Origin of the sequence: Gordonia hydrophobica NBRC 16057 (assembly GCF_001592365.1) — a bacterium.
GTDB classification, from domain to species: Bacteria; Actinomycetota; Actinomycetes; order Mycobacteriales; family Mycobacteriaceae; genus Gordonia; species Gordonia hydrophobica.
On sequence record NZ_BCWU01000001.1, the window covers coordinates 154,442 to 181,351 of the forward strand.

General features: G+C 66.9%; 26 protein-coding genes. 17 read left to right on the plus strand and 9 right to left on the minus strand.

Annotated features, from left to right (window positions below; all coding sequences use genetic code 11):
• Window positions 1-20 precede the first annotated feature (20 nt).
• The 3 genes from GH2_RS00750 to GH2_RS00760 form a co-directional block, all read right to left on the minus strand.
• Window positions 21-647 carry a heme-binding beta-barrel domain-containing protein gene (locus tag GH2_RS00750; RefSeq protein WP_066161771.1) on the minus strand — a complete coding sequence of 209 codons (627 nt, stop codon included), beginning with the start codon at window positions 645-647 and terminating at the stop codon, window positions 21-23.
• Between the two features lie 146 nt (window positions 648-793).
• Window positions 794-1,285: a MarR family winged helix-turn-helix transcriptional regulator gene (locus tag GH2_RS00755; protein ID WP_066161774.1), complete on the minus strand. Its 492-nt coding sequence runs from the start codon at window positions 1,283-1,285 to the stop codon at window positions 794-796.
• A 35-nt stretch (window positions 1,286-1,320) separates the two neighbouring features.
• Complete coding sequence (locus GH2_RS00760; RefSeq protein ID WP_066161778.1) at window positions 1,321-1,626, minus strand: thiamine-binding protein; 306 nt, start codon at window positions 1,624-1,626, stop codon at window positions 1,321-1,323.
• Window positions 1,627-1,697: 71 nt separating this feature from the next.
• Here GH2_RS00760 and GH2_RS00765 point away from each other — a divergent pair, with 71 nt between their 5' ends.
• Together GH2_RS00765 and GH2_RS00770 are read left to right on the plus strand one after the other, a co-directional pair.
• Complete coding sequence (locus GH2_RS00765; RefSeq protein ID WP_066161780.1) at window positions 1,698-2,042, plus strand: hypothetical protein; 345 nt, start codon at window positions 1,698-1,700, stop codon at window positions 2,040-2,042.
• An 814-nt stretch (window positions 2,043-2,856) separates the two neighbouring features.
• Window positions 2,857-4,224, plus strand: a complete 1,368-nt coding sequence (locus tag GH2_RS00770; RefSeq protein WP_066161782.1) for an HNH endonuclease signature motif containing protein — start codon at window positions 2,857-2,859, stop codon at window positions 4,222-4,224.
• A 283-nt stretch (window positions 4,225-4,507) separates the two neighbouring features.
• Here GH2_RS00770 and GH2_RS00775 read toward each other — a convergent pair whose 3' ends face one another.
• A complete protein-coding gene (locus GH2_RS00775; protein WP_066161785.1) occupies window positions 4,508-5,425 on the minus strand; it encodes a LysR family transcriptional regulator in 918 nt (305 codons plus the stop codon).
• Between the two features lie 72 nt (window positions 5,426-5,497).
• On the opposite strand from GH2_RS00775, the gene GH2_RS00780 reads away from it, so the two are divergent.
• The 10 genes from GH2_RS00780 (at window position 5,498) to GH2_RS00825 (ending at window position 17,119) form a co-directional block, all read left to right on the plus strand.
• Window positions 5,498-6,469 (plus strand): EamA family transporter, encoded by a 972-nt coding sequence (locus tag GH2_RS00780; protein ID WP_066161787.1) that lies wholly within the window; start codon window positions 5,498-5,500, stop codon window positions 6,467-6,469.
• Between the two features lie 73 nt (window positions 6,470-6,542).
• Window positions 6,543-8,105 (plus strand): acyl-CoA synthetase, encoded by a 1,563-nt coding sequence (locus tag GH2_RS00785; RefSeq protein ID WP_066161793.1) that lies wholly within the window; start codon window positions 6,543-6,545, stop codon window positions 8,103-8,105.
• A gap of 57 nt (window positions 8,106-8,162) precedes the next feature.
• Window positions 8,163-10,670, plus strand: coding sequence for an excinuclease ABC subunit UvrA (locus GH2_RS00790; RefSeq protein WP_066161796.1), 2,508 nt, complete (start codon window positions 8,163-8,165; stop codon window positions 10,668-10,670).
• A 108-nt stretch (window positions 10,671-10,778) separates the two neighbouring features.
• On the plus strand, window positions 10,779-11,822 hold the full coding sequence (locus tag GH2_RS00795; protein ID WP_066161799.1) for an NAD(P)/FAD-dependent oxidoreductase: 1,044 nt from the start codon (window positions 10,779-10,781) through the stop codon (window positions 11,820-11,822).
• Complete coding sequence (locus tag GH2_RS00800; RefSeq protein WP_066161802.1) at window positions 11,819-12,715, plus strand: RNA polymerase sigma-70 factor; 897 nt, start codon at window positions 11,819-11,821, stop codon at window positions 12,713-12,715. Before GH2_RS00795 ends, GH2_RS00800 begins: the two co-directional genes overlap by 4 nt.
• Before the next feature lie 78 nt (window positions 12,716-12,793).
• Window positions 12,794-13,465 carry a HEAT repeat domain-containing protein gene (locus GH2_RS00805; RefSeq protein WP_066161805.1) on the plus strand — a complete coding sequence of 224 codons (672 nt, stop codon included), beginning with the start codon at window positions 12,794-12,796 and terminating at the stop codon, window positions 13,463-13,465.
• A gap of 25 nt (window positions 13,466-13,490) precedes the next feature.
• Window positions 13,491-14,501, plus strand: a complete 1,011-nt coding sequence (locus tag GH2_RS00810) for a MerR family transcriptional regulator (RefSeq protein WP_275583798.1) — start codon at window positions 13,491-13,493, stop codon at window positions 14,499-14,501.
• Between the two features lie 74 nt (window positions 14,502-14,575).
• Window positions 14,576-15,412, plus strand: a complete 837-nt coding sequence (locus GH2_RS00815; RefSeq protein ID WP_066161807.1) for a Cof-type HAD-IIB family hydrolase — start codon at window positions 14,576-14,578, stop codon at window positions 15,410-15,412.
• Window positions 15,409-16,128, plus strand: coding sequence for a YoaK family protein (locus tag GH2_RS00820; RefSeq protein WP_066161810.1), 720 nt, complete (start codon window positions 15,409-15,411; stop codon window positions 16,126-16,128). Before GH2_RS00815 ends, GH2_RS00820 begins: the two co-directional genes overlap by 4 nt.
• A gap of 31 nt (window positions 16,129-16,159) precedes the next feature.
• Window positions 16,160-17,119: a hypothetical protein gene (locus GH2_RS00825; protein WP_066163206.1), complete on the plus strand. Its 960-nt coding sequence runs from the start codon at window positions 16,160-16,162 to the stop codon at window positions 17,117-17,119.
• Window positions 17,120-17,142: 23 nt separating this feature from the next.
• Here GH2_RS00825 and GH2_RS00830 read toward each other — a convergent pair whose 3' ends face one another.
• The 4 genes from GH2_RS00830 to GH2_RS00845 form a co-directional block, all read right to left on the minus strand.
• The gene (locus tag GH2_RS00830; RefSeq protein ID WP_066161813.1) at window positions 17,143-17,910 is read right to left on the minus strand and encodes an amino acid ABC transporter ATP-binding protein; all 768 of its coding nucleotides are present in this window, start codon (window positions 17,908-17,910) and stop codon (window positions 17,143-17,145) included.
• On the minus strand, window positions 17,907-19,658 hold the full coding sequence (locus GH2_RS00835; RefSeq protein WP_066161817.1) for an ABC transporter substrate-binding protein/permease: 1,752 nt from the start codon (window positions 19,656-19,658) through the stop codon (window positions 17,907-17,909). The genes GH2_RS00830 and GH2_RS00835 overlap by 4 nt, the downstream gene beginning before the upstream one ends.
• A gap of 151 nt (window positions 19,659-19,809) precedes the next feature.
• A complete protein-coding gene (locus tag GH2_RS00840; RefSeq protein ID WP_066161820.1) occupies window positions 19,810-20,145 on the minus strand; it encodes a histone-like nucleoid-structuring protein Lsr2 in 336 nt (111 codons plus the stop codon).
• A 109-nt stretch (window positions 20,146-20,254) separates the two neighbouring features.
• Entirely contained in the window at window positions 20,255-21,034 is a 780-nt protein-coding gene (locus GH2_RS00845; RefSeq protein ID WP_066161822.1) for a hypothetical protein, read from the minus strand.
• Between GH2_RS00845 and trhO the strand changes: the two genes are divergently transcribed.
• The 5 genes from trhO to GH2_RS00870 all read left to right on the plus strand — a co-directional run bounded on the left by trhO (window position 21,027) and on the right by GH2_RS00870 (window position 25,790).
• Window positions 21,027-21,884 (plus strand): oxygen-dependent tRNA uridine(34) hydroxylase TrhO, encoded by an 858-nt coding sequence (gene trhO / locus GH2_RS00850; RefSeq protein WP_066161825.1) that lies wholly within the window; start codon window positions 21,027-21,029, stop codon window positions 21,882-21,884. The genes GH2_RS00845 and trhO overlap by 8 nt on opposite strands.
• The gene (locus tag GH2_RS00855; protein ID WP_066161827.1) at window positions 21,881-22,966 is read left to right on the plus strand and encodes a CobW family GTP-binding protein; all 1,086 of its coding nucleotides are present in this window, start codon (window positions 21,881-21,883) and stop codon (window positions 22,964-22,966) included. Before trhO ends, GH2_RS00855 begins: the two co-directional genes overlap by 4 nt.
• Window positions 22,967-23,115: 149 nt before the next feature.
• Entirely contained in the window at window positions 23,116-24,183 is a 1,068-nt protein-coding gene (locus GH2_RS00860; RefSeq protein WP_066163208.1) for an N-acetylmuramoyl-L-alanine amidase, read from the plus strand.
• A gap of 72 nt (window positions 24,184-24,255) precedes the next feature.
• Complete coding sequence (locus tag GH2_RS00865) at window positions 24,256-25,230, plus strand: SDR family oxidoreductase (RefSeq protein WP_066161829.1); 975 nt, start codon at window positions 24,256-24,258, stop codon at window positions 25,228-25,230.
• Complete coding sequence (locus GH2_RS00870) at window positions 25,227-25,790, plus strand: nucleosidase (protein ID WP_066161833.1); 564 nt, start codon at window positions 25,227-25,229, stop codon at window positions 25,788-25,790. The genes GH2_RS00865 and GH2_RS00870 overlap by 4 nt, the downstream gene beginning before the upstream one ends.
• A 10-nt stretch (window positions 25,791-25,800) precedes the next feature.
• Here the strand turns inward: GH2_RS00870 and GH2_RS00875 are convergent, their stop codons facing one another.
• The gene (locus GH2_RS00875; protein ID WP_157085953.1) at window positions 25,801-26,901 is read right to left on the minus strand and encodes a DUF6542 domain-containing protein; all 1,101 of its coding nucleotides are present in this window, start codon (window positions 26,899-26,901) and stop codon (window positions 25,801-25,803) included.
• Window positions 26,902-26,910 lie beyond the last annotated feature (9 nt).

A 26,910-nucleotide genomic window follows, 5' to 3' on the forward strand; every position in this document is an offset into this window, starting at 1 on the left:
GCGCTGGTGGTGGGCGTCGATCAGTTGAATTCGGATCCCGGGTGGAAGCGCTGCACGCGGCGCAGGGTGTTCTGGTCGGTGTGATGCATCTCGGCGCCGGTCGCCGCCAGCTTCAGCAGCAGGTCGGAGGTGTAGCTGAAAGTGTCGGCATCGATGATCGTGAAGGTGCTCTTGAAGTCCTTGATCTCGGCGCGCTGCATCAGGTACTTGTTCTGCAGGATGCCGTACGACGGGTCGCCGGGGGTGGCGTCGAAGTGGATCTCGGTGTCGTGCGGGCCTGCCGAACTGCCTGCCTGGATCGCGATGCCGCGGCCGAAGACCACGGTGCGCATCACCTCTCCGTTGGCCTTGTCCCACAGGAGGAAGCCGACCTCGTCGTGGAAGGCGTCCATGCCTTCTTCGCCGTGGCGCCAGGCGGTCATCGTGTAGTTCATTCCCCAGAGGGTCTGCTGGCCGTTCTCCTGGATCGGAATCGGCTTGAACACGGCCCGCTCGAAGTACGAGGTGTGGCTCGTCTCGTCGTCGGTGTTGTGATACGAGAGATCGACGCCCACATCTCCCTCCCAGACGCCGACCAGCGGCGTCAACGGGCCGAGTTTCTGCGGTCCACGGATGTCTTTGAGGTCGGGGATGGCGGGTGTGCTCATGACTTCTCCAATCGTCGGGGCTGACGAGCGTCGGCGGTCAACGCATAGTTTGCGCTGGCACATGTATTGCTCAGCGCAAGTCTTGCACAAAGCAAGACTTGATTCAGTCAAATCAGCGCTTTGGTCAAAGGAGGTCGGTCAGCCGGTCACATCGGGAGATGGCGACGCTGTTCGTCGCCGGCCGACGCGGTGAGCGGGACGTGCAGTTGTGTCAGTGCTGCGGCACATGCCGCCCGGACGTCGGGACTCAACGCGGCGAGTGCTGAGCTCAACTCGCGGCGACGATGGGTGGTCACGCTGCGGACCGTCTCGCGACCGACGTCGGTCAGCGCCAAGGTGACGACGCTGCGGTTGTCGGGAGCTGTCCCGCGCACCAGATGCCCGGAGGTGTGCAGGCGGTCGGCGAGGCGAGTGATCGACGAGCCGACCACGCCCAGCGCCGCCGCACACGCGGTGGAACTCGCCGGCCCGATCTCCTCGAGAATCAGGAGGAGTCGGAATTGAGGCAGGGAGACGTCCAGATCCTCCACGCTGCGCAGGGCGAGGCCGACGAGGTCCCTGGTCGCGGTCTCGAATGCGAGGATCTCCGTATCGAGCACGCTGCTCGACGGCTGGTCGGCTGCGGCGGCGTCATCCATGCGGCGAGTATGGCACGCGGGTCAGACAGGGGAGATCAGGCGTCGCGCAGGTGTTCCTCGACTCGTTCCACCTTGTGGGTGAGCTGTCCGGAGAACCCGTCGCGCATATCGGCCTTCAACACCAGGCTGACGCGAGGGCTGGTGGCGGCCACGGCTTCGCAGGCGGCTTTGATGACGGCCATGCACTCGTCCCACTCGCCTTCGATGGTGGTGAACATCGAGGTCGTCTCATTCGGCAGACCTGATGCGCGGACAACGCGCACGGCTTCGGCGACGGCGGCGCTGACCGACCCGTCGGCACTGTCGGAGGTACCCGGGGCGATGGAGAAGGCGAAGAGCATGCTCGCAGATTACTCGGGTCGATGGCCTCATCCGGCTGACTCGAGGGCCGCGGTCGTGGACAATCAGGGCCATGAGCTACACGCTGGCGTTCTGGTCGGGTGGAGATTCGGATGAGTGCACCGAACTCTTCAACCGGTTGCGCGACGGCGAGCATGTCGCCGAAGTCTCTCGGGTCGACGCCGATGGGCTCCTGGTCGCGATTGACGGTCTTGCTGGATGGACCCGCCGCGACGCCATGCTGTACCCGCCGGGCGGGGCCGACGACGGTCCGGTGTTCGATACGTTCATCGACGATCAACTCGTCGTCTTCACGGGCTTCGGTGTGGAGCCGGAGCACATCAACGTCGTCATCGACCTCATGCGCGAGCAGGGGTGCCGACTCTACGACCCGCAGGTCGTCGAGCGTTTCGACTAGGAGAAACGCCCTGGATGCGCACCCGACACCGTCGGTGATCGGGCGCGTCGTAATGCGTCCTTCCACTGGTGCTCTGCGTTAGCAGCCCGCTGTCGTCGGTGTAGTGCCGACCATATCGTTCGACTCCGACAATTCTCTCGCACTTGGCGTTGATTCGAACACTTGTATTTATTTAATGTGAGTTGTAACATGGTATGTACAGCTTGATCGGGATGGCCGGAAGGTCGTCTCGTGTTGTTTGAGAACTTCATAGCCGTCGCGCACAGGCGACACGGACTACTTCCGTAGCAAGGGGCTTTAAGGGGTGGTCGGTGGGTGCGCACGGAAGCAGGACCGCCGTCGGCTCGAGGGTTCGGCCGGCAGGGGTTGTGCGGATCGACGCCGAATCGCCGTGAGTCGGCTCCTTGGGTTGGAGTCACTCCTCGGGTCGGCCCCTGGGTAGGGGCTGTGTCTCGGGTCGGCTCCTTGGGTTGGAGTCGCGTCTCGAGTAGGTCCCTTGGGTTGGGGCCGGGCGATGCGGGTGATCTAGTGCCGGGCCTTCGGGTCGGCGGCCTGTCCTGCGACGTCGCCAGACCACCCTCCCTTCTCGGGGTTTCGGGTGCGTCTGGCGGCGGGGGTGACTGCTTGCGTCGGGTTCGGTGTCGTGCGTGTTGTCCACGTCAGCGGCGCGTCGACGTCGGGTACTCGGTGATCCCGGGCCCCGATGTCGGCTTGCCGCTTCACATTTCGGGTGCGCTCTCGATCGGAGCGGGCCCAGCCAAGATCGCGACCCGTATCGGGTCGCGTTCGCCAACAAGGGCAAGGGGGATTTGCCATGGCCATTGTCGACGTCATCACTGAATTCGCTGACGCGCTCATCGAAGCGCTCAGCCCACCCACTCTCGCTGCACCCGGAGGAGAACTCGCCCGTTTATGCGCGACTCCTTCCACGGTCGGTTTCGATGATCAGGTCATCGGGCAGACGATGGTGCAGTTGACTCGGGTGGTCAATCTCGCTGGGACGGCGATGTCGGGGTTGACCGACGCCGCCGGCCGAGCCGGACTACCGGCTCGGAAACGAGTCAAAACCAGCACCGACCTGCTCAAGCAGTTGGGCATCACGCCCGCGGCCGCGCATCGGTACGCGCGGACCGGGCACGCCGCGCACACGATGCCGGGCGTGATGGTTCACGCGAGGACCGGCGGCGTTCCGATCGAACAACTCGATGCCATCGGGAAAGGCATCTCCTTCGTGGGCAAGCGGGTTCCACTGGATGAGGATCGGCGCGCTGATCTGGCTCGGCGACTGTCCTGCCAGGTCACGCCGGCGGATGTGTCCCAGCGGGCTCGGGAACTCGCCCTGGAATGGCAGCCGGAGATCGATGAGACTGATCCGGATGCGGTACCGGTCGCGGAGAATCGGGATCTCAATGAGATGACGTTGGTGACCGGGGACGACGGCCGCACGACCGGGACGTTTGATCTCGACGCACTGACCGGCGAGGAACTCAATCAGGCGCTCGATCCATTGTGTAAGCCGATTCCGCAGCCCGACGGCTCGCGAGATCCACGCAACGCTAAGCAACGCCGCGCCGATGCGCTCGCGCAGGTCATTCGCACCTACCTCAACGGGAAGGAGCGTTCGACGGTCTCGGGAGGAGTTCTTCCGCACGTCACCATGATCGTTCCGACGCAATGCGGTGATGGCACCAGCGCACCAGGTTCGTCGCCCGAGGATTCGTCGCAGGTCGCGTCGCTCGGTTTCACCGGCCCGGTCTCTCCGGCGACTGTAGGACTGGTCCTCTGCGAAGCCGCGATGCGCCGCGTGCTCCTCGACCAGAACTCGGCACCGCTGGACGTCGGCAGGGAGCACCGCTTGGTGACTGCGGGGCTACGCCGGGCGCTGGAAGCCCGCGACCGAGGCTGCGCCTTCCCGGGCTGCGGACGCCCGATCTCCTGGACCGACGCCCACCACTGCACTCCCTGGTCGGAGGGAGGTGAGACCGCGATCGACAACTGCGTTCTCCTCTGCCGCATGCACCACACCGTGGTTCATCAGACTGGCTGGGAGGTGTTCATCGGCCACGACCGCCACCCCTGGTTCCGCCCACCCCTCGACCAGGCGAACCCGGATCGCCACCGCGAACCGATTCGCTCCAACGCGAGAAGGACGATGACCTCAGCACCAACGGCGGCAGCGTAACCACAGCGGAAGCCGTACGACGCAGGAAGCAGCGCGGGGAGGGGCGGAGTGGTCACGACCGCCGAGCTCTCCGCAGGGACGAGGCGCTAGCCGAGGAGTGAGGACTGTCGAGGTGGCGTGACCTTCACGCCGCTCGCCACGCGGGCGTGACCACTCCGCCGCTCCCCACGTGGGCGTGACCACTCCGCCCTCCCACGCGGGCGTAACGCTTCACGCCGCTCGCCACGCGGGCCTGACCAGTGCCCGTTCCCGCGAAGGTGGAAGGCAAGTACCAGCCTTCCCCCTAGAGCGCCGACCGCGATGCCATGCCCCCGTGGGCCTGGGCGGCCTCGGTGAGCCAGCCCAGCACTGTGCGGACGGCGTGTCGTTCGGCGCGGTCCGGTCGCATCAGTGCTGCCAGATAGCGGCGGGCCGGGACGTCGACGATCTCGCGGAGTACGACGGCGTCGTCGACCCGGGTGGTGAAGCGGGGGAGGACGGCGAGTGAGTCGCCTGCGGCGACGAGGTGCTCGATGACGCGATTGTCGCGGAGTCGCTGCCGCACATCGGGCGGCTCGCCCAAGGTCTGCTCGATGCCGCGGAGGACCGAGTCGAACGGGTAGCCCTCGGGGACGCCGAACCAGGTTGCGCCGCGAACGTCTGCGGCGTGGAGGCGGTGTTTCGCGGCCAGCGGGTGATCGGCGCGCATCGCGATGTCGAGTGGTTCGGTGACCAACTCGCGGACGGTCAGGCCCGCGGATGCCGCTGGACGGGGGCTGTCGAGGCTGTGGGTGACGACGATGTCGTAGTCGGCCGTCATCGCGGCGATCTCCGACTCGGCGGGATCCACGTCGTCGAGTCGGAGGGTGATTCCATGAGCTGTCGCTTCGCCGATGAGATGGGGAAAGACGAGGGTGGCAGCGCTGGGGAACGCATTCACCGATACCAGCCCGCCGGGATCGCGGCGGTAGGCATCCCACTGCGCCTGGACTGCGGCGATCGCGGTGTGGACCTCGACGCCACCGGCAGCCAGCAGCCGCCCGGCGTCGGTCAGCCGAACACCGCGACCCGCCGGTTCGACGAGCGCCATCCCGAACTCGCGTTGGGCGGTCCGCAACTGTTGGGAGACCGCAGAGACGGTTCGGTGGGTCGCCCGCGCCACAGCGGTGACGCTTCCGCGTTCGGCCAGCTCCCGAAGCAACTCCAAGTGCCGAACATCCATACAGGCAACCTACAGTGTTGTTTCAAATCATTTCAGTTGTGCTGAATTCTTGCGACGTAAGACGATAGAAGGATGCCGACGCGCCACCGACTCCTCGCGATCACCGTCGCGGCGATGTGGGGAATCAACTTCCTGGCGATCCACTATTCGCTCGAGACGTTTCCGCCCTTCCTCTGTGCCGCACTGCGGTTCGGCATCATCGCGATCCCGACGATTCTCTTGGTGCCGCGCCCTGACGTGCCGTGGCGGTGGCTCATCGGGTTCGGCGTCGGTTTCGGCATCCTCCAATTCGCATTCCTGTACTGGGGCATGGCCGCGGGGATGCCCGCCGGGTTGGCCTCGCTGGTGCTCCAGGCGTCGGCGCCGTTCACCGTTCTGCTCGGCGCGACCTTCCTGCGGGAACGGCTCACGCCGATTCGGGTCCTCGGCATCGCGATCGCAGTGATCGGCATGACAGTGGTCGGCTGGGAGCAGTCGGCACACGCGGCGTTCCTGCCGTTCCTGCTCACTCTCGCGGGTGCGTTCGGGTGGGCCATCGGCAATGTCTGCAATCGCCAGGCGCGCGCCGCGAATCCGATCCGGCTCACCCTGTGGATGTCGGTGATCCCACCGATCCCGATGCTCGTCGTCAGCCTGATCGTCGAAGGCCCGACTCGAATCGGTGAGGCGCTGCAGGAAGGTGCCAGCATGACAGGTCTGCCCGCGACCCTCGGCCTGCTGTACACGATCGTGATCGCCACGCTCGCGGGCTCAGGCATCTGGACGTGGCTCATGACCCGGCATCCTGCGGGCGTCGTCGCACCCTTCTCCATGCTGGTTCCGGTGTTCGGGATGTCGACGGCGTGGATCGTCCTCGGTCAGGCCGTCACACCGCTGGAGATGGTCGGCGCGGTGCTCGTCGTCGCCGGTGTGCTGCTGGGTTCGACGGTCCGGCGAGCGCGCCGCACGACGACGGCGGACACCGCGGCAGCAGCAGAACGGAGACCGGATCGCACCCTCGACGCAGCGCCCGCATCCGCGTCGGCAGCGGACGGCCGCCGCTGACCGTTCAGACACGCTACGGTGATGCTCGTCACGGCAGAGCGGCAGGCGCCGCGCGGAGCAACGGGAGCGTCACATGGACAATGGCATCGGCAATTGGCCCACGATTCACCGGGTGCGGCACCCGGATCGAATCGCGCTGATCGACGCGGCCAACGGTGCGGAACTCACGTTCGGGCAGCTGGATGCACGTACCAATGCGCTCGCCGACGCGCTTGCGCGCAAGGGCATCGCGCAGGGCGACCGGGTGGCGCTGGTGACGCTCAACAGTCCACAGATGCTCGAGGTGGTGCTCGCCGTCGCGAAACTCGGCGGCGTCGCGGTGCCGATCAACTGCCGACTGCAGGCCCCGGAGGTGCAGTACATCCTCGGCGACTGCGGAGCCCGCATCGTCTTCTCCTCGCCCCAGACCGCACCGGTGGTGGCTGCCGCCGTCGAGGGGACCGACGTCTCCGAGATCATCGAGATCCCGTCCGGTGAGCAGCGCGCCGCGGGCGAGGCGTCCCAGTCACCGTACGAGACGTTGATCGCGGCGGGCAGCACCGAACGGGTCGAAGCCGATGTCGCCGCCGACGATCTCGCCATGCTGATGTACACCTCGGGGACGACCGGATTCCCGAAGGGCGCGATGCTGACCCACGCGAACCATCACTGGAACGCGATCAACAACCTGACGGCGGTCGAGGGGATAGGACCGCTCGACATCAGCCTGGCCGCCGCACCGCTCTTCCACATCGGCGCTCTCGGCATCTTCTCGTTACCGCTCCTGTACGTGGGCGGCACGACCGTCGTCCTCGAAGCGTTCACACCGGACGCCTGGCTCGACGCGGTCGCGACGCATCGGGTCTCCGTCGCCTTCGCCGTCCCGGCGATGTGGGCAGCGATCGATGCCACGCCGGCGATGGGCACCACCGATCTGAGTTCGCTGCGCTACGGACTGTGCGGCGGCGCACCGTGCCCGGTGGTGCTGATCGAGAGCCTGACTCGGCGCGGCATCCGTTTCGCGGAAGGGTTCGGCCTCACCGAGACCGCGCCCATCGCCTGCGTGCTCGACATCGAAGACACGGTGCGGTTCGCCGGCTCGGTCGGGAAACCCGCACTGCACGTCGACATGATGGTGGCGGACCCGCAGGGCGAGGAGGTGTCTCGCGGGGAGATCGGCGAACTGCTGGTCCGCGGACCCAATGTGTTCATCGGGTACTGGAACAAGCCGGATGCCACCGCCGAAGCGCTGCGCGGCGGCTGGTTCTACACCGGCGACCTCGCGACCTGCGACGACGACGGCTACTACCGGATCGTCGATCGCAAGAAGGACATGATCGTCAGCGGCGGCGAGAACGTGTACGCCTCCGAGGTGGAGCAGGTGATGCACCGTCACCCGGCGGTCGGCGAGGTCGCGGTGATCGGCATACCCGACGAGAAGTGGGGCGAATCAGTGACCGCGGTGGTCGCGGTGAAACCCGGCGCCGACGTCGCCGAAGCCGAGTTGATCACGTGGACGCGGGAACAGATCGCCCACTTCAAAAGCCCCCGCGCCGTCTACTTCGTCGACGCCCTGCCGCGCACCGCGACCGGAAAGATCCTGAAGCGCGACCTCCGCAAACGCTGGTCGGCCGACGGCTCGGCGGTCCAGCGTTAGGAGACGTCCTCAGCTCAGCCGGGCATCGATGTCGTACCCGGTCGCTAATCTGGCGACATGAACGCAGCCGGTGACGTCGCCGCCCAGCCGACGGTGATCGAAGTGCGGGGCGCGCGGGTCCACAACCTGCAGGACGTCGACGTCGACGTGCCGTTGAACCAGATCGTCGCGATCGGCGGAGTGTCCGGGTCGGGGAAGTCGTCATTGGCGATGGGTGTGCTGTACGCGGAGGGGTCGCGGAGATATATCGAGGCGCTGTCGACGTACACGCGGCGCCGGATGTCGCATGCACCGCGGGCCGCCGTGGAGTCGGTCCGGCACGTGCCTGCGGCGCTGGCCTTGCGACAGCGGCCAGGCGTCGCAGGCGTCCGGAGTACGTTCGGAACCTCGACAGAACTGCTCAACGTGCTGCGCCTGATGTTCTCGCGACTGGCTGCTCATCGGTGTCCCAATGGTCACCGGGTGGCGCCGACCGTCGACGTCGCCATCGGACTCGACCTGACCTGCCCGGAGTGCGACACCGTGTTCACCCCGCCGGGCGCGGAGTCACTGGCGTTCAACTCGGGTGGTGCGTGCCCCACGTGTCAGGGCACCGGGCAGGTGCGCGGCATCGACGACCAGACGCTGGTCCCCGACCACGACAGGTCGATCGCCGACGGCGCGGTTCGACCGTGGTCGATGTTCGGTCTTACGGTGATGCCGCAGGTGGTCGAAGACCTCGGCGTCCGCATCGATGTCCCGTACCGAGAACTCACCGCAGCCGAACGCGACATCGTCATGAGTGGGCCGGAAGAGAAGCGCCACATCGCAGTCCGCTCCAAGAACGGCAAGTTGTTCGAATTGAACTTCACCTATCGCAATGCTCGACGAGCGGTCGAGGAGGCACTCGGCAAGGCGACCACGGAGAAGGGGCTGCTTCGGGTCAATCGGTTCATCACCGAGCACCCGTGTCCGGACTGTGAGGGAACCCGGCTGAGCGAGGCGGCTCGCGCGCCGCGGATCGGTGAACTCGGACTGGCCGACGCCACCGCGATGACGCTCGACAACATCATCGCCTGGGCCGAGGAGGTGCCGGAGACGCTGCCCCAGGCGATGACCGCGATGGGGCAGAACCTCGCGGCGACCTTTCAGCAGACCGCGGGCCGACTCCACGAACTCGGCCTCGGATATCTGACGCTCGACCGCGCGGCATCCACTCTCTCGACCGGCGAGCGGCAGCGCGTCCAACTGTCCCGGGCGGTGCGCAACGAGACCACCGGCGTGCTGTACGTGCTGGACGAGCCGTCGATCGGCCTGCACCCGTCGAACGTCGACGGCCTGGTCGGCGTGATGCGCGATCTCCTCCGGGACGGGAACTCGGTCGTGGTGGTGGACCATGACATCCAGGTGCTCCGCGAGGCCGATCAGGTGATCGAGATCGGCCCGGGGTCCGGCAGGAGCGGCGGCACCGTGGTCGCCCAAGCGGCGCCGAACGAACTGAGCGCCGACCCGCGATCGCGGCTGGCGGGCTTCCTCGACGGTTCAGAACCAGTCGTGACCCGCGCCCGCTCGACCGCGGACGCCGTCTTCGCCGATGGCCGGATCACCGTGCACGCCACGCCGTTCCGCACCGTCGAGGCGCTGACGCTGGAGGTTCCGAAGAGCCGTTTCACGGTGGTGACCGGAGTGTCCGGGTCGGGCAAGTCGACGCTGGTCCTCGACACCCTGGTGCCTGCGCTCGCCGACGACGAGCTCCCCGGCCACGTGAGGACCGTGGCGTCGGGCGGGATCGAGCGAGTCCAGGTGGTCGACGCCGACCCGATCGGGATCAACGTCCGCTCCACGGTCGCGACCTACAGCGGGGTGATGGACGATCTTCGACGCGCATACGCCGACACCGCCGACGCACAGGTGGCGGGGCTCGCCGCCGCAGACTTCTCGTACAACACCGGAAGCCTGCGGTGCGAGCGCTGCTCCGGCACCGGCCAGGTGGTGCTCGACGTCCAGTTCTTGCCGGACCTGGACATCGTGTGCCCCGACTGCGACGGCGGCCGCTACGGGCCCGCGGCGGTTCGCGTCCGGCGGCCCGTCGGCGACGATCCCGGACTCGCGCTGCCCGAAGTGCTGCGCCTGACCGTGGTCGACGCCGTCGATCGACTCGGCGACATCCGGCGGATCCGGACCAGACTGCAGACGCTCATCGACCTCGGTCTCGGCTACCTGACGCTCGGCGAGTCGACCCCTGCACTGTCCGGCGGCGAGGCGCAACGCCTCAAGCTCGCCGCAGAACTCGGTCGCGACCAGGGCGCGGCGATGTTCGTCTTCGACGAGCCGAGCGTCGGACTGCATCCGCTCGACGTCCGCACCCTGATCGCCGTGCTCCAGCGACTCCTCGACACCGGAGCCACCGTCGTGGTGATCGAGCACGACCTCGACGTGATCGCCAACGCCGACCACCTCATCGATCTGGGGCCGGGCGGCGGACTGGACGGCGGCCGGATCATTGCCACCGGGACGCCGGGCGAGGTCGCGGGGTCGGCCGACAGCATCACCGGGCGGTATCTGGACAAGCACCTGACGCGCTGAGCGCCGTCGCGGAGGTAGTGTCGGCCATCACCGGGAGTCGATGTCACAGACGCCGAGTGCGCGGTGTCCCATGGGCAGCCAATGAGAACGAACTCCGTGGAGGTTGTCATGAAGGTTGTGGTGGTAGGAGCGGGATACGCGGGGACGATGGCCGCCAATCGCATCGCGCGCCGGGCACGCGGTGCGCAGGTCACCCTGGTCAACCCGCGGCCGGACTTCGTCGAACGGATCCGGTTGCACGAACTCATTGCGGGGAGCGGCGGAGCAAGCCGTCCCCTCGCTGCGATGCTGCGCGAGTCGGTGACGTTGCGTGTCGCCGCAGCGCAGAAGATCGGCGACGGCGTGGTCGCGCTGACTGACGGCGACGCGATCGACTTCGACCGCCTCGTCTACGCGGCCGGCGGGACGGTCGTCGCACCCGAGGGCGCGTTCGCGGTCGGAGCCGTTGACGATGCGCGGCGGGCGGCGGACCAGCTGGCCAACCTGCCGACCGATGCGCGAGTCGACGTGGTCGGCGGCGGCCTGACCGGCATCGAGACGACGACCGAGGTCGCCTCCGAACGCCCGGACCTGCGCGTGCGGCTCATCACCGACGGGCCGGTGGCGCCGTCGCTGGGACGGCGCGCCCGCGCCCGGGTCGCCGCGGTCCTCGACCGGCTGGGCGTGGAGACCGTCCGAGCGGAGTGGAACAGTCCAGGCGATGCCGCCCTGACGTTGTGGGCGGTCGCGCGGCAGGTCAGCGAACTCGCCGAGGCCAGCGGACTGGAGGTCGACACCGACGGGCGAATGGTCGTCGACGCGAGTCTGCGGAGCGTCAGCGATGCGCGGCTCTATGCGGTCGGTGATGCGGCGGCCGTGCCGGGATCACGGATGAGCTGCCAGGCCGCGATCCCACAGGGTGCGCACGCCGCCGACGCCATCGCCCGGGAGTCGCGGAACCGAGCGCCGAAGCCGTATTCGATGGGCTTCACGGCGCAGTGCGTTTCGCTGGGTCGCCGCGACGGCGTCGTTCAGCGGGTCCACCGCGACGACAGCCCGGCAGGCGCCTGGCTCGGTGGGCGAGCGGCAGCGTTCGTCAAAGAACAGGTGTGCCGCAGCACCGTGGTCGCCACGCGGTCGTCGCAGTACGCGTGGATGCCCGGGCCGTCATGACAGCGGGGTCAGCGGGTGAGCCGACCGGTCTCGAGGAGTTCTCGACGCACCGACCGCTGCTGTTCTCGATCGCCTACGAAATCCTGGGATCGGTCGCCGACGCCGAAGACGTGCTGTCGGAGAGTTGGCTGCGGTGGCAGGAGCACGACCGCCGCGATGTCGAGAATCCACGGGCGTACCTCGCCCGCATCGTGACGCGACAAGCGCTCAACGCTGCGCGGACGGCATCGCGGCGACGGGAGTCGTACGTCGGTCCCTGGCTGCCAGAACCGCTGGAGCAGGCCGGGGCCGACAGCGGCCTCGACCACGTGCTCACCGGCGAAGCGGTCACCACCGCGATGCTGCTGGTGTTGGAGACGTTGACCCCCGACGAGCGTGCCGTCTTCGTCCTGCGCGAAGTCTTCGACTTCGGGTATCCGGAGATCGCCGCCGCGGTCGACAAGACCGAACCCGCCGTCCGCCAGATCGCACACCGCGCCCGCCATCACGTGCGCGCTCGTCGCACCACGGCGGTCGCCGAACCGTCCGAGGCACAGGCGGTCGTCGAGCGGTTCCTGCTCGCCGCGGCGACCGGCGAGGTCCAGCTCCTGATGGACCTGCTCGCACCCGGCGTGGTGTACCTCGGCGACGGCGGGGGAGTGGTGGCTGCGGCGCGCCGCCCCGTCGAAGGGCCTGACCATGTGGCGCGCATGCTGGTGGGACTGCTGGCGAGAGCAACGACGATGGGTGAGGTCGACATGCGCATGACCGTCGCCAACGGCATGCCCGCGGTGGCCGTGACGATCGACGGCGCGCTCGACACCGTGGTGTGCGTCGAGGTGACCGATGAGGTGGTCACCGCCGTCTACGCGGTGCGGAATCCCGCCAAGCTGAGCGGCCTCCGCATGGCATAGGCGACGTCGTTTCGACAGCGGACGCTTGACCTTCACACAGTGCGAAGGTGTGGAGTCGACCTCACAGAGGAGGTCACCATGACTGAACAGCACACCCGAACCGTCGACACGCTGCGCCGAGCCCTGGGCGCGCCGTCGTCGACCGTGCGATTGCAGGCGGCGCTCGCTGCCGGGACTGAACCCGACCCGGTCCTCGTCGCCGACTTGCTGGAGCGGTGCCGTCACGAGCCGGACTTCTACGTCCGCGACATGCTGACCTGGGCGCTGACACGGCACGACGACGCGCTGACGGTGCCCGCACTGCTGGCCGAGCTGGAGTCCCCGATCCCGCAGGCGCGCAGTCAGGCGCTGCACACCCTGTCGAAGATCGGCGATCCGGCGACCTGGACGCCGACGGCGAACTCGTTGCTCACCGACCCCGACGACGAGGTGGCGCGCAGTGCCTGGCGCCTGGCGGTGATCGTCGCTGCCGGACCCGCGGTGGCGGAGGTCGCCGCCGCCCTCATCACCCAGTTGGGGCGCGGCGGCATCGATGTCCAGCGCAGTCTCAGTCGCGCATTCGTCGAGATCGGCGAGACGGCGCTGCCGCTCGTGCGGGCTGCGCAGCGCTCGAACGTCCCCGAGGTGCGTGCCCATGCGCTGGCGACCGAGGCGTTGATGCACGATCCGGAGTCGAGCTTCGTTGTCGACGTGGACGCTGCGCGCCGAGCCGCTGCGCTCGGACCGGCGGCGCGGCTCGGGACCCGGTAGAACGAAGGGGCAGACCTGGAAGGGGATGGACGTGCGGATCTCGGAGGTGGCGCGACGTTCGGGAGTGAGCGCGCGCATGCTGCGGCACTATGACGAACTCGGGCTCGTCAGCCCGGGCGCTCGGACCTCGGCGGGGTATCGGGTCTACACACCCGCCGAGGTGACACGCATCTTCCATGTGGAGAGTCTGCGTTCACTCGGATTGTCGTTGCGCGAGGTGGGGCAGGCGCTGGACGATCCCGCGTTCGCGCCCGCTGCGCTCGTCGCCGAACTGAAGCACCGCAGCGCTGAACGGATCCGCAGCGAGGAGGCACTGCTCGCCAGGTTGGAGCACATCGATGCCACCGCGCCCGACAATTGGGAAGAGGTGCTCGACGCCGTCGCCCTGCTCGCGGCGCTGTCGTCGCCGACTGCGGGGCAGCGCCAACGCGCCGCGCTCACCTACGAGCAGCGGTCCGCGTCGCCGACGGCGCTCGTCGACTCACTGCTGTGCGAGTCGGACGTCAATGTCGCAGGTGCACTGCGCTGGGCGGTCACGCGCACGGGCGACGCCGCGGTTGCCCCGCTGTCGGCCGCCGTCGGCAGCGCCGACGTCGAGCGCCGTCGGCGTGCGGCGTTCGCCCTCGTCGACATTCCCGGTGAGGGCGCCACCGCGGTCTTGATCGAGATGCTGACCGACGGCGATTCGCAGGTGCGTGCGCTGGTCGCGCTCGAACTCGCCGACCGCGGTCGCGACGAACCGGTCGAGGTTCTGGTGAACCTCGTCGTCGAGGGCGTCCGTGATGTCGACGCAGCCGATGCGCTCGCGTCGCTCGCCGACCGCGCCGGAGACCCCGACGCGATCGCTCGGCGACTGACGGCTCCACTGGCGTCCGCGTCGCCCGGGCAACGGTGCCGGATCGCTCAAGCGCTCGGGGATCTGCGGGGCGGCCACGCTCGCGCAGCGCTGGAGGCCTTGACCGCGGACGACGACGAGATGGTGGCCAGGACAGCGACCTATCTGACGACGATCCGGCCGGCGCGGCCGCGTCCCTGAACCGAGCGGCGGCTGTCGCCATCACCGCCGACCAGCAGTTCTGCCGGCCGAAGCGGCACCGATATCATGGGAGCATGACACAACGGGGACTCCTGCCTGACGGACTTGCGGCGGCGGACATTCGCCTGGTGGTGTCCGATATGGACGGAACTCTGCTCGACGACGCAGGCCGCGTCCCTGAAGCGTTCTGGCCGCTGCTGGCCGACATGACCGCGCGCGGGATCGCCTTCGTCCCCGCCAGCGGACGGCAGTACTACACGCTTGCGGAGATCTTCGCTCCGCATCCGGGCAGCCTCTCGTATATCGCGGAGAACGGCAGCATGGTGATGCACGACGGCGAACTGCTCGCGTCGTCGAACATCGACCCGTCGGTCACCGCAGCCGTGGTGGACACCGTTCGCGCCGCTGCTGCCGCCGGCCGCCGGTTGTATCTGATCGTGCACCGGATCGACGGCGCGTTCATCGAGTCCGAGGACGACCATTTCATCGGGCACGCGCGCCACTACTGCGCGCGCCTGGAACACGTCGCCGATCAGTCGGAGATTCCGGGCGATGCGGTGAAGCTGGCGATCTTCGACGCCGACGACGCGGAGACGAGCGCCGCGTTGTTCACGTCGATCGTCGGCGACCACAAGATGGCGGTCTCAGGGCATCACTGGATCGATATCACCGCACCGGGAACCCACAAGGCGACCGGCGTCGCCGCCCTGCAGGAGTTGGTCGGGGCGGGTCCGGAGAACACCGTCGCCTTCGGTGATTACCTCAACGATCTCGAGATGCTCGACGCCGCCGAGTGGTCGTTCGCGATGTCGAACGCGCACCCGGAGGTGCTTGAACGCGCGCGCTACCGGGCCCCGACGAACTTGGAGGCAGGGGTCGTGGCCGTGCTCGCGCAACTCCTCGAAGAATGAGGTCGGCGCTGCGCCGCGAGGTAGGGCTCGCGGTCGTCCTCGCCAGTGTGGCAGGCTATCTCGACGCGGTCGGCTTCCTGGTGCTCGGCGGCCGGTTCGTCTCGTTCATGAGCGGCAACACCACGGAGTTCGCGACCTTCCTGGGTACCGGCGATCTGGCCGGGGTGGGGACGGTCGCGGTCCTGCTCGCGATGTTCTTCCTCGGTGTGATGGGCGGCGCGGTGGCCGCGCGGTTCGGTGATCCGCGCACCACCGTGCTGGTGGTGACGATCGTTCTGCTCGCCATCACCGCGGTGGCGACGAGCATCGTGGATCCGGATCTCGCCGTCATGGTGGGAATGCCGGCCGCAATGGGCACCATCAACGCGACCTTCCTGAAACAGGGGGAGGTGACGATCGGCCTCACGTACATGACGGGCGCACTGGTGAAGTCCGGACAGCAACTCGTCGACGCCTTCGCCGGGGGACCCCGCTGGCTGTGGCTGCGAAATCTGGGACTCTGGATGGCGCTCGCCGTCGGCGGCGTGCTCGGCGCCTTCACGCACCGACTGACCGGTGTGACCGCCGCGACCTGGATCGCGGTCGGCGTGATCAGCGTCGTCACGGTCGTCGTCGTGGTGGTCCGCAAGCGGGCCGGACGTTTCGGATCGCAGCACCACCACTATCGCGAGACGACGGTGATCGGCAACCCCGACGAACCAGAACCGATCTCCTAGGATTGACCAGACACGCCCTAGCATGAAGGACATGCCAACGGACTCCGCAGATCTCGCCGCACGACTCCTCGAGGCCCACATCGATTTCGAGCGTCGTCGGCTGACCGATCCGGCGGCCTTCAACGCGCTGGTCCAGGAAGAGATCGACGCCTTCCTGGCCGTGGCCGACGATCTGCCGCTGGAGGTCGCCGTCTCCCGGGATCTCGTGAAAGCAGTGGCCCGCAAGTACACGGTCGCCTTCCCCGTCGAAGGGGCGATTCCCGAGTTGGTGGGAACGGTCGCCGCGCGGTTGTACGCCTACTCAGTCGCGCATGACACCACGCTCCCGGACGTCCTCGACCGCCGACGGTTCGAGGAATTGGCGACCGGAGTCGCCGACCTGGGACTGTCACGCCGCGTGGTGCAGCGGGTGCTGAGCAGTCCCGCCACCGAGGACGCGTGCGTCGAGGCGGTGCAGCGCGCCGTCGACTCGTCGCGACTTCCGGAGCGCGCAGCGAAAGTCGTGGACACGGTGGTCGAGCACATCGCTCGCCGCGGAGCCCAGCGCGTCCTCGCAGCCAACCGCGTCGAGGCCGATCACCTGGTGCTCGACGCCGCGCGCGAAGTCTGGCTCGCCGGCGCCGACCAACCGGTCCGCGCCGTTCTCAGCGACGCCGACGTGGAGGACACGGTCGTGCTCGCGTTCGAGTTCTGGCGCAGCTTCCGCGAGACGACCTTCTTCCAAGGCCTGCTCGACGAGGGCGTCGACGAGGTCTTCAACGCGTACGGCGACACTCCGCTGGCAGAGCTGCTCGACGAACTCGGCCTCGGGCGGGAGGACCTCGTCGAAGAGGCGATGCGCTTCGGTCCGCCGGTGCTCGAACAACTCGACGCCGACGGCGTCATCGAGCAGGCGCTGCGGCGTCGTCTGGAGCCCTTCTACCGCTCTGCCGACTTCGCCGCGACCGTAGGCGAGTCTGCACTCCGCGAGCGGAGCAACGGGGATCGATAGCAGTCCCTTCCGAGACCGTCGAGTCAGAGCACTTGCGAGAGAAAGGTTTTCAGCCGGTCGCTCTTGGCGTCGGTGAAGATCTGCTCGGGGGATCCGGTCTCGACCACCACCCCCTCGTCCATGAACAGCACGGTGTCGGCGACGTCGCGGGCATAGCCCATCTCGTGCGTCACCACGACCATGGTCATGCCCTCCTGCGAGAGTTCGGTCATCAGGGCGAGCACGCCCTTGACGAGCTCCGGGTCCAGCGCGCTGGTGGCTTCGTCGAAGAACATCACCTGCGGCTTCATCGCCAGCGCACGGGCGATGGCGACGCGTTGCTGCTGACCGCCCGACAGCGTCGACGGGCGGTCGTCGGCCTTGTGCGCCAGTCCGACGGCCTCGAGTTGTTCGACGGCCACGGCGCGCGACTCGTCCTTGGAGAGCCCGAGCAGCTTGCGCGGCCCCAGTGCCACATTGTCGGCCACCGTCTTGTGGGGAAACAGATTGAACTGTTGAAAGACCATGCCGATGCGACGCCGGAGCTCGTCGGGATTGTCCTTCAGGACGCTCCGACCGTTGAGGAGGATGTCGCCCTGCTGCGGCTCGTGCAGCCGGTTGAGGACCCGCAGCAGAGTGGACTTTCCGGAACCGGACGGACCGATGACGGTGGTCGTGGTCCCCGCCTCCACGTGGATGTCGACGCCGCGCAGCACCTGATTGTCGCCGAACGACAGATGCAGGTTCTGACCGGTCAGCGACACCGCTTCGTCGGAGTCGGCAAGATGGTGCGTGCTCGTCACGGTGCTCACGCCTTTCCGGTGCGGAGTCGATTGTCGATGTAATTGACCAGGTGCGTCAGCGGCACAGTCATCAGCAGGTACAACAGACCCGCAGCCAGCAGCGGTGTCAGGTTGCCGCCGTTGGCGTTGAAGTCCTTACCGACCGCGAAGAGGTCGCGCTGCAACAGCGTCAGGCCGAGGAAGTAGATCAGCGAGGAGTCTTTGATCAGCACGATGAACTGGTTCATCAGCGCGGGCAGGACGCGTCGTACGCCCTGCGGAACCACTACGAGGGACATCGAGCTGCGGTACGAGAAGCCGAGGGCGCGGGCCGCCTCCATCTGACCGGACTCGACGCTCTGGATGCCGGATCGGAAGATCTCACCGATGTAGGCCGCTGCCAACAGGCCCAGTGCGATGGAACCGAGCCAGAACGGATTGCCGCCGGTGATGTCCTTGACGATCGGTCCGAAGCCGAGGCCCACCATGAGGATTACGACGACGGCGGGCAGTCCACGGAAGATGTCGGTGTAGACGCGGGCGGGCCAGCGCAGCCACCGCGATCGGGAGATGCCCGCAACCGCCAGCAGCATGCCGAGCACAGTGCCGATGATGCCGGAGGTGACGGCGATCTTGAGCGTGTTCGGCAGACCGGTCTTGAACAGTTCGGGCAGCGCCTTGCGGAACTGCTCGCCGCTGAAGAAGGTCTCGCGAAGCTGGGTCAACGTGCTCTTCGGCGCCGCGTCGGCAGCGTTCTCGTGCGGTTTGTCGGCGTTGCGCTGGGCGATCGCCTCGAAATCGGGAAGGTCGGGCGCGGGTGCCGACTTGGAGCCGGGCTTCCAGCCGTCCGGCAGCGGTCGCGGCGCCCAGTCGCTGTAGAGACGGGCCCAGGTCCCGTCGGCGATGATCGCGTCCAGCCCGCTGTTGAGCGCGTCGGCGAGCGCGCGGTTGTTCTTCGCGACGGCCCACGCGGTGAAGTTGTTGATGCTGAACGTGTTCTCGAGGATCTCGATGCCGTCAGACGCTTGGACCGTGCCCTCGGCCTGCTGGCTCGGCGCCACCCAGGCGTCGATCTGACCGGACTTCAGATTCGCGTACGCGGTCGCGTAGTCCGGGAACTTCACCGGGGTCAGGTGCAGCGTGTTGACCACGTAATCGTCCTGCACGGTGCCCTGCACCACGCCGATGCGGGTGCCGGCGTTGAGGTCGTCGAAGCTGCGGACCTTGCCATTCGCCGGGCCGGCGAGGGCGAAGTACCCGAAGTCGTAGCCGTTGGTGAAATCGACGGTCTGCCTGCGTTCGTCGGTGGTGGTGATCGACGACGAGCCCACGTCGAAGCGGTGGCTGGCAACCTGCGCGAGGAGGCTCGAGAACTCTGTTCCGACGAACTCGACCTTGAGCCCGAGCTTGTCGGCGATCGCTCTGAGCATCTCGTTGTCCATGCCGGTGAACTGTTGCTTGGAGTTCACGCAGATGCTCGGCGGCGCGTCGGACAGTGTGCCGACGACGATTGTGTTCGGCTTGATCAGATTGAGCGCGGAGACGTCGATCTGGTCCAGCGGCGTGACGTCTTGCGTGGTGAACCGGTCCGGCGCCTGCGTGGCGGCGCTCGCGAGGTTCGTCGGAGCCGTCGATGCGCTGTCGACACCGGGGGGAGCGCAGAGGCCGGTGTCGTCGTCAGACGACGACGAGGCCGAACACGATGCGAGCAGCGCCACGAGGACGGCGACCACCAGCAACGGCAGCCACCGTCGGCGGGCCGCGGAAAGCAGAGTCATGGTTCGTCACAGTAATCTGCCCGATCCCGGATTCCGCAATTAAAACCACAATGAGGCGAAAGCGATATGTCGCGATTTCGGCGAATCGCCGGAAATGTAGTACGCCCCGACGGGGACGTCGGGGCGTACTGCTATTGGAAATTCGCGTTGATCAGTGTGCGGCTTCGTATGCGGCCACGATGTCCGCAGGAATGCGACCGCGATCACTGACGGTGTAGCCGTTTTCCGTCGCCCACTGGCGCACGGTGCGCGTGTTCGGAGCGGTGCGAGCCGTCGGAGTCGCTCGACGACCGGTGGTGGCACGGCCGCCGCTGTTCCGCGATGCGGCGACGTACGTCGCGACATGATTGCGAAACTCTTCTGCGTGTTCGGGTGAGGTGTCGAACTCGTAGTTCTTGCCGTCAAGACTCCATCGGACGGTTTCGTACTCGTCGAGTTCGGCGCCGTCGATATCGTCGACGATCTGGATGATGGTCTTCTTTGCCATGTAGACGGGTCCTCTTCAGTGATTCGAATGCGGAGATGGAGTATTCCGTGCCGCCTTTCCCGTCATTTTCGGGAAAGGAAGTCTGCTTTCTCGGTTAGCGTACACGTAATTAGTCAGTGGGAACCACTGGTGACGACTGTGTTGTCTCCAGTGTCGACGGCGGGATGTCGGTGCTCAATGCGAGGAGCGCGCTCGGTGCGCGGTCTCCGGCTCTTATCGACATGTATCCGGCGGCCGTGATTGCGAATCCCGTGCCGGAACTCGACTCGACGCAGTAGAGGTCGTCGTTGTTCGCCAGGCAAGCGAATCTATCGATGGTGAGCGATTCTCCGGACGAGAGAATACGTGATCGGAACAACACCGGATAGCTATTCGCGCACGCACCCTCCGTGGGACCGTTGGCATCCAGGATCACGAAGTCCGGTTTCCACTCACACTCACCGCCGTCACGTGACGAAGGCTTCGCGCCTTTCACGTTGGTGCCGACGCAGGCGAGTGCGTCGGCACCGTTATTTCCGGTCGAGCACCGGACGCTGCGGTCTTCGGTCGAGAAATGATATCCGGAGACGTCGGCGAGTTCACCGGCGGCGGCGGTCGACCCGATCTGATAGCGAGAATTGCTCGCACGCGGCGCCGCTTTGATGACCCGCTCGTAACTCCACGGAGACAAGGTCTCGTCTCCACCGCCGAAAGTGCGCGACGCCGTCGTCGGGGCCAGTGAGGAGGAGGGGGATTCGGTCATTGGCGCATCGGTGCCCGGGATGACGATCTCGCTCGGCGGAGAGTCGATGCTCAGCGCACTGCACGAGGACACTGCGAGCGCGGCTGCGCCGACCAGACCGATGAGGATGGTGCGCTGGCGCGATCCGTACCCTTGCACTGTGGCCACTCCCAAGATCGTTCTGTTCTATGTCTTCGCCCCGCTGCCGGATCCAGAGGCGATCAGACTGTGGCAGCAGAGCGTCTGCGAGTCCGCCGGACTGCGCGGCAGGATCATCGTGTCATCCCACGGCATCAATGCAACAGTCGGTGGCGATATTCGTGACGTCAAAAAGTATGTCCGTGCCACGAAGAGTTATCCAGCGTTCGCCGATGCCGATATCAAATGGTCAGACGGTACCGGCGACGACTTTCCGCGGTTGAGTGTCAAAGTCCGTCCGGAGATCGTCACATTCGGTGCGGCGGACGAACTGCGCGTGGAAGCGGGCGGAGTGGTCGGCGGCGGTCGGCGCCTGGCACCGGAAGAACTGCATGCCTTGGTGGCGGAGCGGGGCGACGACGTGGTCTTTCTCGACGGTCGAAATCGGATCGAAGCGCAGATCGGACGATTCAAGGATGCGATTGTTCCGGATGTCGAGACCACGCGGGACTTCATCCCACTGCTGGAGAACGGCGATTTCGATCATCTCAAAGGACGCCCGATCGTCACGTACTGTACCGGCGGTGTTCGGTGCGAGGTGTTGAGTGCATTGATGACGGCCCGTGGATTCGATGAGGTGTACCAACTCGACGGCGGCATTGTCCGATATGGCGAGAAGTATGGTGACCGGGGCCTCTGGGAGGGATCGCTGTACGTGTTCGACAGCCGAATGAAAGTCGACTTCAGTGATGCCGCAGCAGTGATCGGTCGATGTGTCCGGTGCGCAATGCCGACCAGTGAAGTAGTCAACTATCCCGACGGAGACGGGCGTGATCTCGCCGTGCTGTGCGTCGAATGTCAGGCAGAGGTGTCCGGATGACTGCGCGGGCTATTCCCGTCGTCGTACTCGCTGGATTCCTCGGCGCGGGAAAGACCACTCTTCTCAACCATGTTCTGCGGCACGCCGACGGCAGACGGATCGGCGTCCTGGTCAACGACTTCGGCTCCATCAATATCGACCTCCTCTTGGTCTCGGGGCAGTCGGGCGGAACCATGGATCTGGCGAACGGATGCATGTGCTGCACCACCGATGCCGGTGACTTCGCAGAAACACTCGAATCGATGGCGGATCCGAACAACGGACTCGACGCGATCCTGATCGAAGCCAGTGGAATCGCCGAACCGAAAGCATTGGTCCGGATGGTTCTGGCTGCGCGCAGTGCGACCGTCGCCTATGGGGGACTGGTGTATGTCGTCGACGCGGCGAACTTCGATGCGACCGTCGCCGACTACCCACAGCTCGACGACCATCTCGCGATCGCGGATCTGGTGGTCTGCAACAAGATGGAGATGGTGGCGGCGGAGCTGGTCCCGCCGCTCCTGACGCGCATCCGTCGACATAACGCGAGTGCCCCGGTCCTGCCGGTCAGTCACGCAGCCGTCGACCCGGAACTGTTCTTCGAACCCGCAGCGCAGATCGCGAACGACGACGGTCCACGTCAACTCACGTTCGACGAACTGCTTCGCGAGACGGCCGAGGCTCACGGTGACAATGACCACAAGGACCATGATCACGAGGAGCATGACCACGGTGACCATGATCATCTCCATCACGGTTTCGACTCGGTGGCGCTGGAGGTGGCCCTGCCGGTGGATCCGCGTCGTCTCGGGCGGTTTCTGGAACAGCCGCCGGCCGGCGCGTACCGCATCAAGGGCACGGTCTTCGTCGACCTTCCGGATCACCGCGACATCGCGTACATCATCCAATCCGTCGGCGGCTTCGTTCGAGTCGAAGGCGATTCGTGGCGCGGTCGGACGCGTGGAACGTCGGTGGTGGTGATCGGCGCCGGACTCGACACGGCTGCGGCGCAAGCGGCGCTCGACGGCATCGTCGAACCGGCGGATTCGGACGATGTCAACGGAGTTCTCCATTTGACGCGCCACCTGATCACAGGAAGCTAACGATTCAGGGCGCTCCTCGAAGCTCGGTTTGCGAGCTGGTCTCAACCACTGGTTGACTGTTACGCAAGTGTTTTGTGTGACTGATGGTGTCTGAAATCGGAAGGAGAGCGATGTGCTCCGGCGACCGGCCGAAGCGCGTCCAACCCGTCATGGCTGCTCTACGTTCTCGCCGTCGCCTCCTGGCCGCGACGTCTCTACTGGCTTCGGCCGTGACCGTCGGCGGCGTGCTCGCGGCCTCCCCGAGCGACGCGGCGCCCAAGACTCGCGAACTGGCGGGCAAGACGGTCTTCCTCGACCCGGGTCACCAGGGTTCGGCTGCCGGACACAATATGTCCAAGCAGGTCAATGATGGTCGGGGCGGCAAGAAGGACTGCCAGACCAGCGGTGCGACCGCCATCGGCGGCAAGGCTGAGCACACCATCAACTGGGAGGTCTCCCAGTTGATCAAGGCGGCGCTGGAGAGCAAGGGCGCCCGCGTGCTGATGAGTCGGAAGGACGACACCGGATGGGGCGGGTGCGTCGACGAACGCGCCGATGCCGCGAGCCGGTCGGGCGCGGACCTCGCCGTCAGTATCCACGCCGACTCCACCAGCACGGCGGCTGATCCCGCCAAGTCCGGTTTTCATCTGATCGTTCCGACGCTGCCGATCCCGGACAAGGCCGTCGACGCGGCGCAGTCGGGCGAGGGGCGCAAGGCGTCCAACACTGTGCGTGACGCGATGAAGAAGGCCGGATTCACTCCTGCGAATTACGCGGGCGCCGTCGACGGCATTCAGACGCGTGCCGACATCGCCGGATCCAATCTGACGCGAATCCCCCTCGCGTTCGTGGAGATGGGCAACCTCTCGGACCCGGCCGAGGCCGCGGTGCTGTCGACGCCTCAGGGTGCGACGAAGTATGCGGTCGCCATCACCGACGGCATCACCTCGTACCTCGCCGGTCGAGCCGCGCCCGCGAATCCGACGGCGCCTGCCCCGAACGAGGGCGCGCAGCCGTCGACCCCCGCCGCCCCGCAGGAGCAGTCCGACAGCCCCGACCTGTCCGGCCTGTCCGGGGTGGAGGCGATCGGACCGCTCATCGACAAGCTCGCCAAGGCCAAGAGCCCCGGCGATGCGCAGCGCATCCTGATGACCGATGGGCAGGACGTCTCGGCCGACGTTCTCAAGGCGATCCTCGCCGTGGTGTACGCGGTGTTCGGTGGAAAGCTGCCCATCTGAAACGTGCCCAGTCGTGACTCGCGGTCGATCCGGTGCTGGCTGTGACTGTGTACCGGCGATTAGGGTTGTGACATGGGTCTACTGAGTATTCCGCAACTGCCGAGTCTGCGGACGATTCGAGAACTGTTCGTCGTGCCGACCCCGGTGCCGTCGTTGCGTGGCCGCAAGGTGTTGATCACCGGTGCCGCGAGTGGAATCGGCCATGCCACCGCGGTGGCCGCTGCGCGTGCCGGCGCCGAGCTCGTGCTCACCGATCTCCAGGCCGATCGTCTCGGTGCCGTGGTCGCCGAGATCCTCGACGAGCACGGGACGGTGCTCTATCACCAGGCGGGGGACGTCTCCGACTTCGAGTGGGTCTCCGCCTTCGCGCGCGGAGTGGAGGCCGAGGTCGGAGTGATGGACGTCGTCATGAACGTCGCGGGCATTTCGGCGTGGGGCACTGTCGAGAACCTGGAACACCGGCACTGGAAGAAGCTGGTCGACGTCAACCTGATGGGGCCGATCCACATCATCGAGAATTTTGTTCCGCAGATGGTGCGGCGAGGCGAGGGCGGGCATCTGGTCAACGTTTCATCGGCCGCCGGTCTGCTGGCGCTGCCATGGCATGCGGCGTACAGCGCCAGCAAGTTCGGCATCCGCGGCGTCTCCGAAGTCTTGCGGTACGACCTGCGCAGGCACAACATCGGCGTTTCGCTGGTGTGCCCCGGTGGCGTGGCGACCCCGCTGGTCGAGACGGTCGACATCGTCGGCCTCGATCGCCAGAACACCGCGGTGCAGCAGCAGGTCGCAGGCTTTCACAAGATCGCCGTCACCCCGGAGAAGGCGGCGCAGGCCATTCTGCGCGGCGTCACCGGAAACAAGTACATGGTCTACACGTCGTTCGACATCCGGTTCGGGTACTGGTGGGCCCGCAAGTTCGCGTTGCCGTACGAGGTCGTGATGCGCATCGCGAACAACCGCTTCGATCAACTGTCACGGATCAGCGGACTCAGCGACGCCGCACTCGCGGAGAAATCCGGAACCGCTGCGCCGCACCGCGCCGAGTGAGCGCCGACGCGGTCGGCGTTCTGGTGGTCTCGGCGACGCGCGCCGAGGCTGCGCACGTTCCGCCGGGCACCGACCTGCTGATCACCGGCATCGGAAAAGTGCGCGCGGCGAGCGCGCTGGCGCGTCGCCTCGCGCTCGGCGACTACCACCGCGTGGTCAACATCGGAACCTCCGGCGCGCTGCGGGACGGGTACCGCGGACTGTTCACGCCGTCCCGCGTCGTCGAACACGACATCAGTGCCGCACAGCTTGCGGCCTTGGGATTTCACCAGCCCGATGAGTGGGATGTTCCAGGCGGCGACGGCACGGTCCTGGCCACCGGCGACATGTTCGTCACCGAACCCGAACACCGGGAACGGCTCGCCCGCCGGGCCGAGCTCGTCGACATGGAGGGCGCGGCAATCGTGCAGGTGTGTGCAGATTTCGCGGTGCCGGTCCGGTTGGTGAAAGTCGTCAGCGACGACGCCGACGACACCGCCTTCGACTGGCCGTCGGTCATCGACGCCGCGGCGCGAGACCTCGGGGAGTGGCTCGACGGAACCGGCTTCGGCTCCCGTTAGCGGGCACGCCTCAGCGGTCGTCGGCGCCTGCGGTCAGATCCTCGATCGCGCCGGTATCGCGCAATTGACCGGCCGTGCGCCGCGGAGTGTTGGGGTCGCGGGCCGGAATCGTCTGCGGAGCGGCCCGGCGACGTGACTCGCTGGGGGCCGCCGGGCGCCGTCGCACGTCGGGGCGCGCAGATCCGGTCGATGCGGTCGGAGCCTGGGCAGGCGGTGATGGACGTGTGGCGATCCGCGTCGTCGGTCCGGCGTCCGACGTCGGTTGGCGTCGCGGACGATCAGGTCCGGCGCTTGCCGAGGCAGACTTGGCCGGGACCGATCCGTCCGTGGGACGACGCTTGGTCGTTGCGGACCTTCCGCTGCTGGTCTCCTCCGAGCGGGGACGCGGCGGTCGCTGTGCCGCGCGGGTGCGGTCGTCGCCCGCGGCCATGCCGCCTTTATCCGCGACGGCCTTCTGTGCGCTGACCTTCGCTGCGCCGGCTCGCTGTCCGGTGGGCCTGCGTGCCCCGGACTTGGTTTCGGCAGCGGGTTTCCGTGCGCCGGGTGTCCGACCGGATGCCTTTGACGAGCGGGTCTTCGATGCGCCCGTCTTCGACGCGTCGGCTTGTGACGCCTGGGCTTTCGAGGCTGCCGCAGGTCTGCGGCCGCCGCCCTTGCCGAAGAATGGTTTGCCCTTCGGTCGAGCGAGGTACCACCGAACGATCACGACGGCCAGGGTCAGGAGGAAGGTCAGCAGGATCCAGGGGAAGCTGGTCGCGATCGGGAGGACGACCTTCAGGATGATCTCTTTGAGTCCCTGATCGCCGTTGCCGGAATTGATGGTGTAGAGGGCGGTGACGCCGACGATGAAGGCGATGAGCGGTGGCTGTGCCGCTGCCGTGAACAGGGCGCGCTGACGGACCGCGAGGGCTGCGAGCAGGCAGCCTGCCAGGTAGAACAGTTTGAACCACCGGCCGAGCGTGGAACCCGCATCGGTGTCGATGACGGCACCGATCGCCGTGGCTCCGACAGCGAGGAGAACCGCACCCCACCACGGCAGACCTTTGAGGGCGGGCAGCACGGACCGCTCTTTGGCGGGCACGGCAGGGCCGGCAAGCAGGCTCGAAAACACAACTAAACG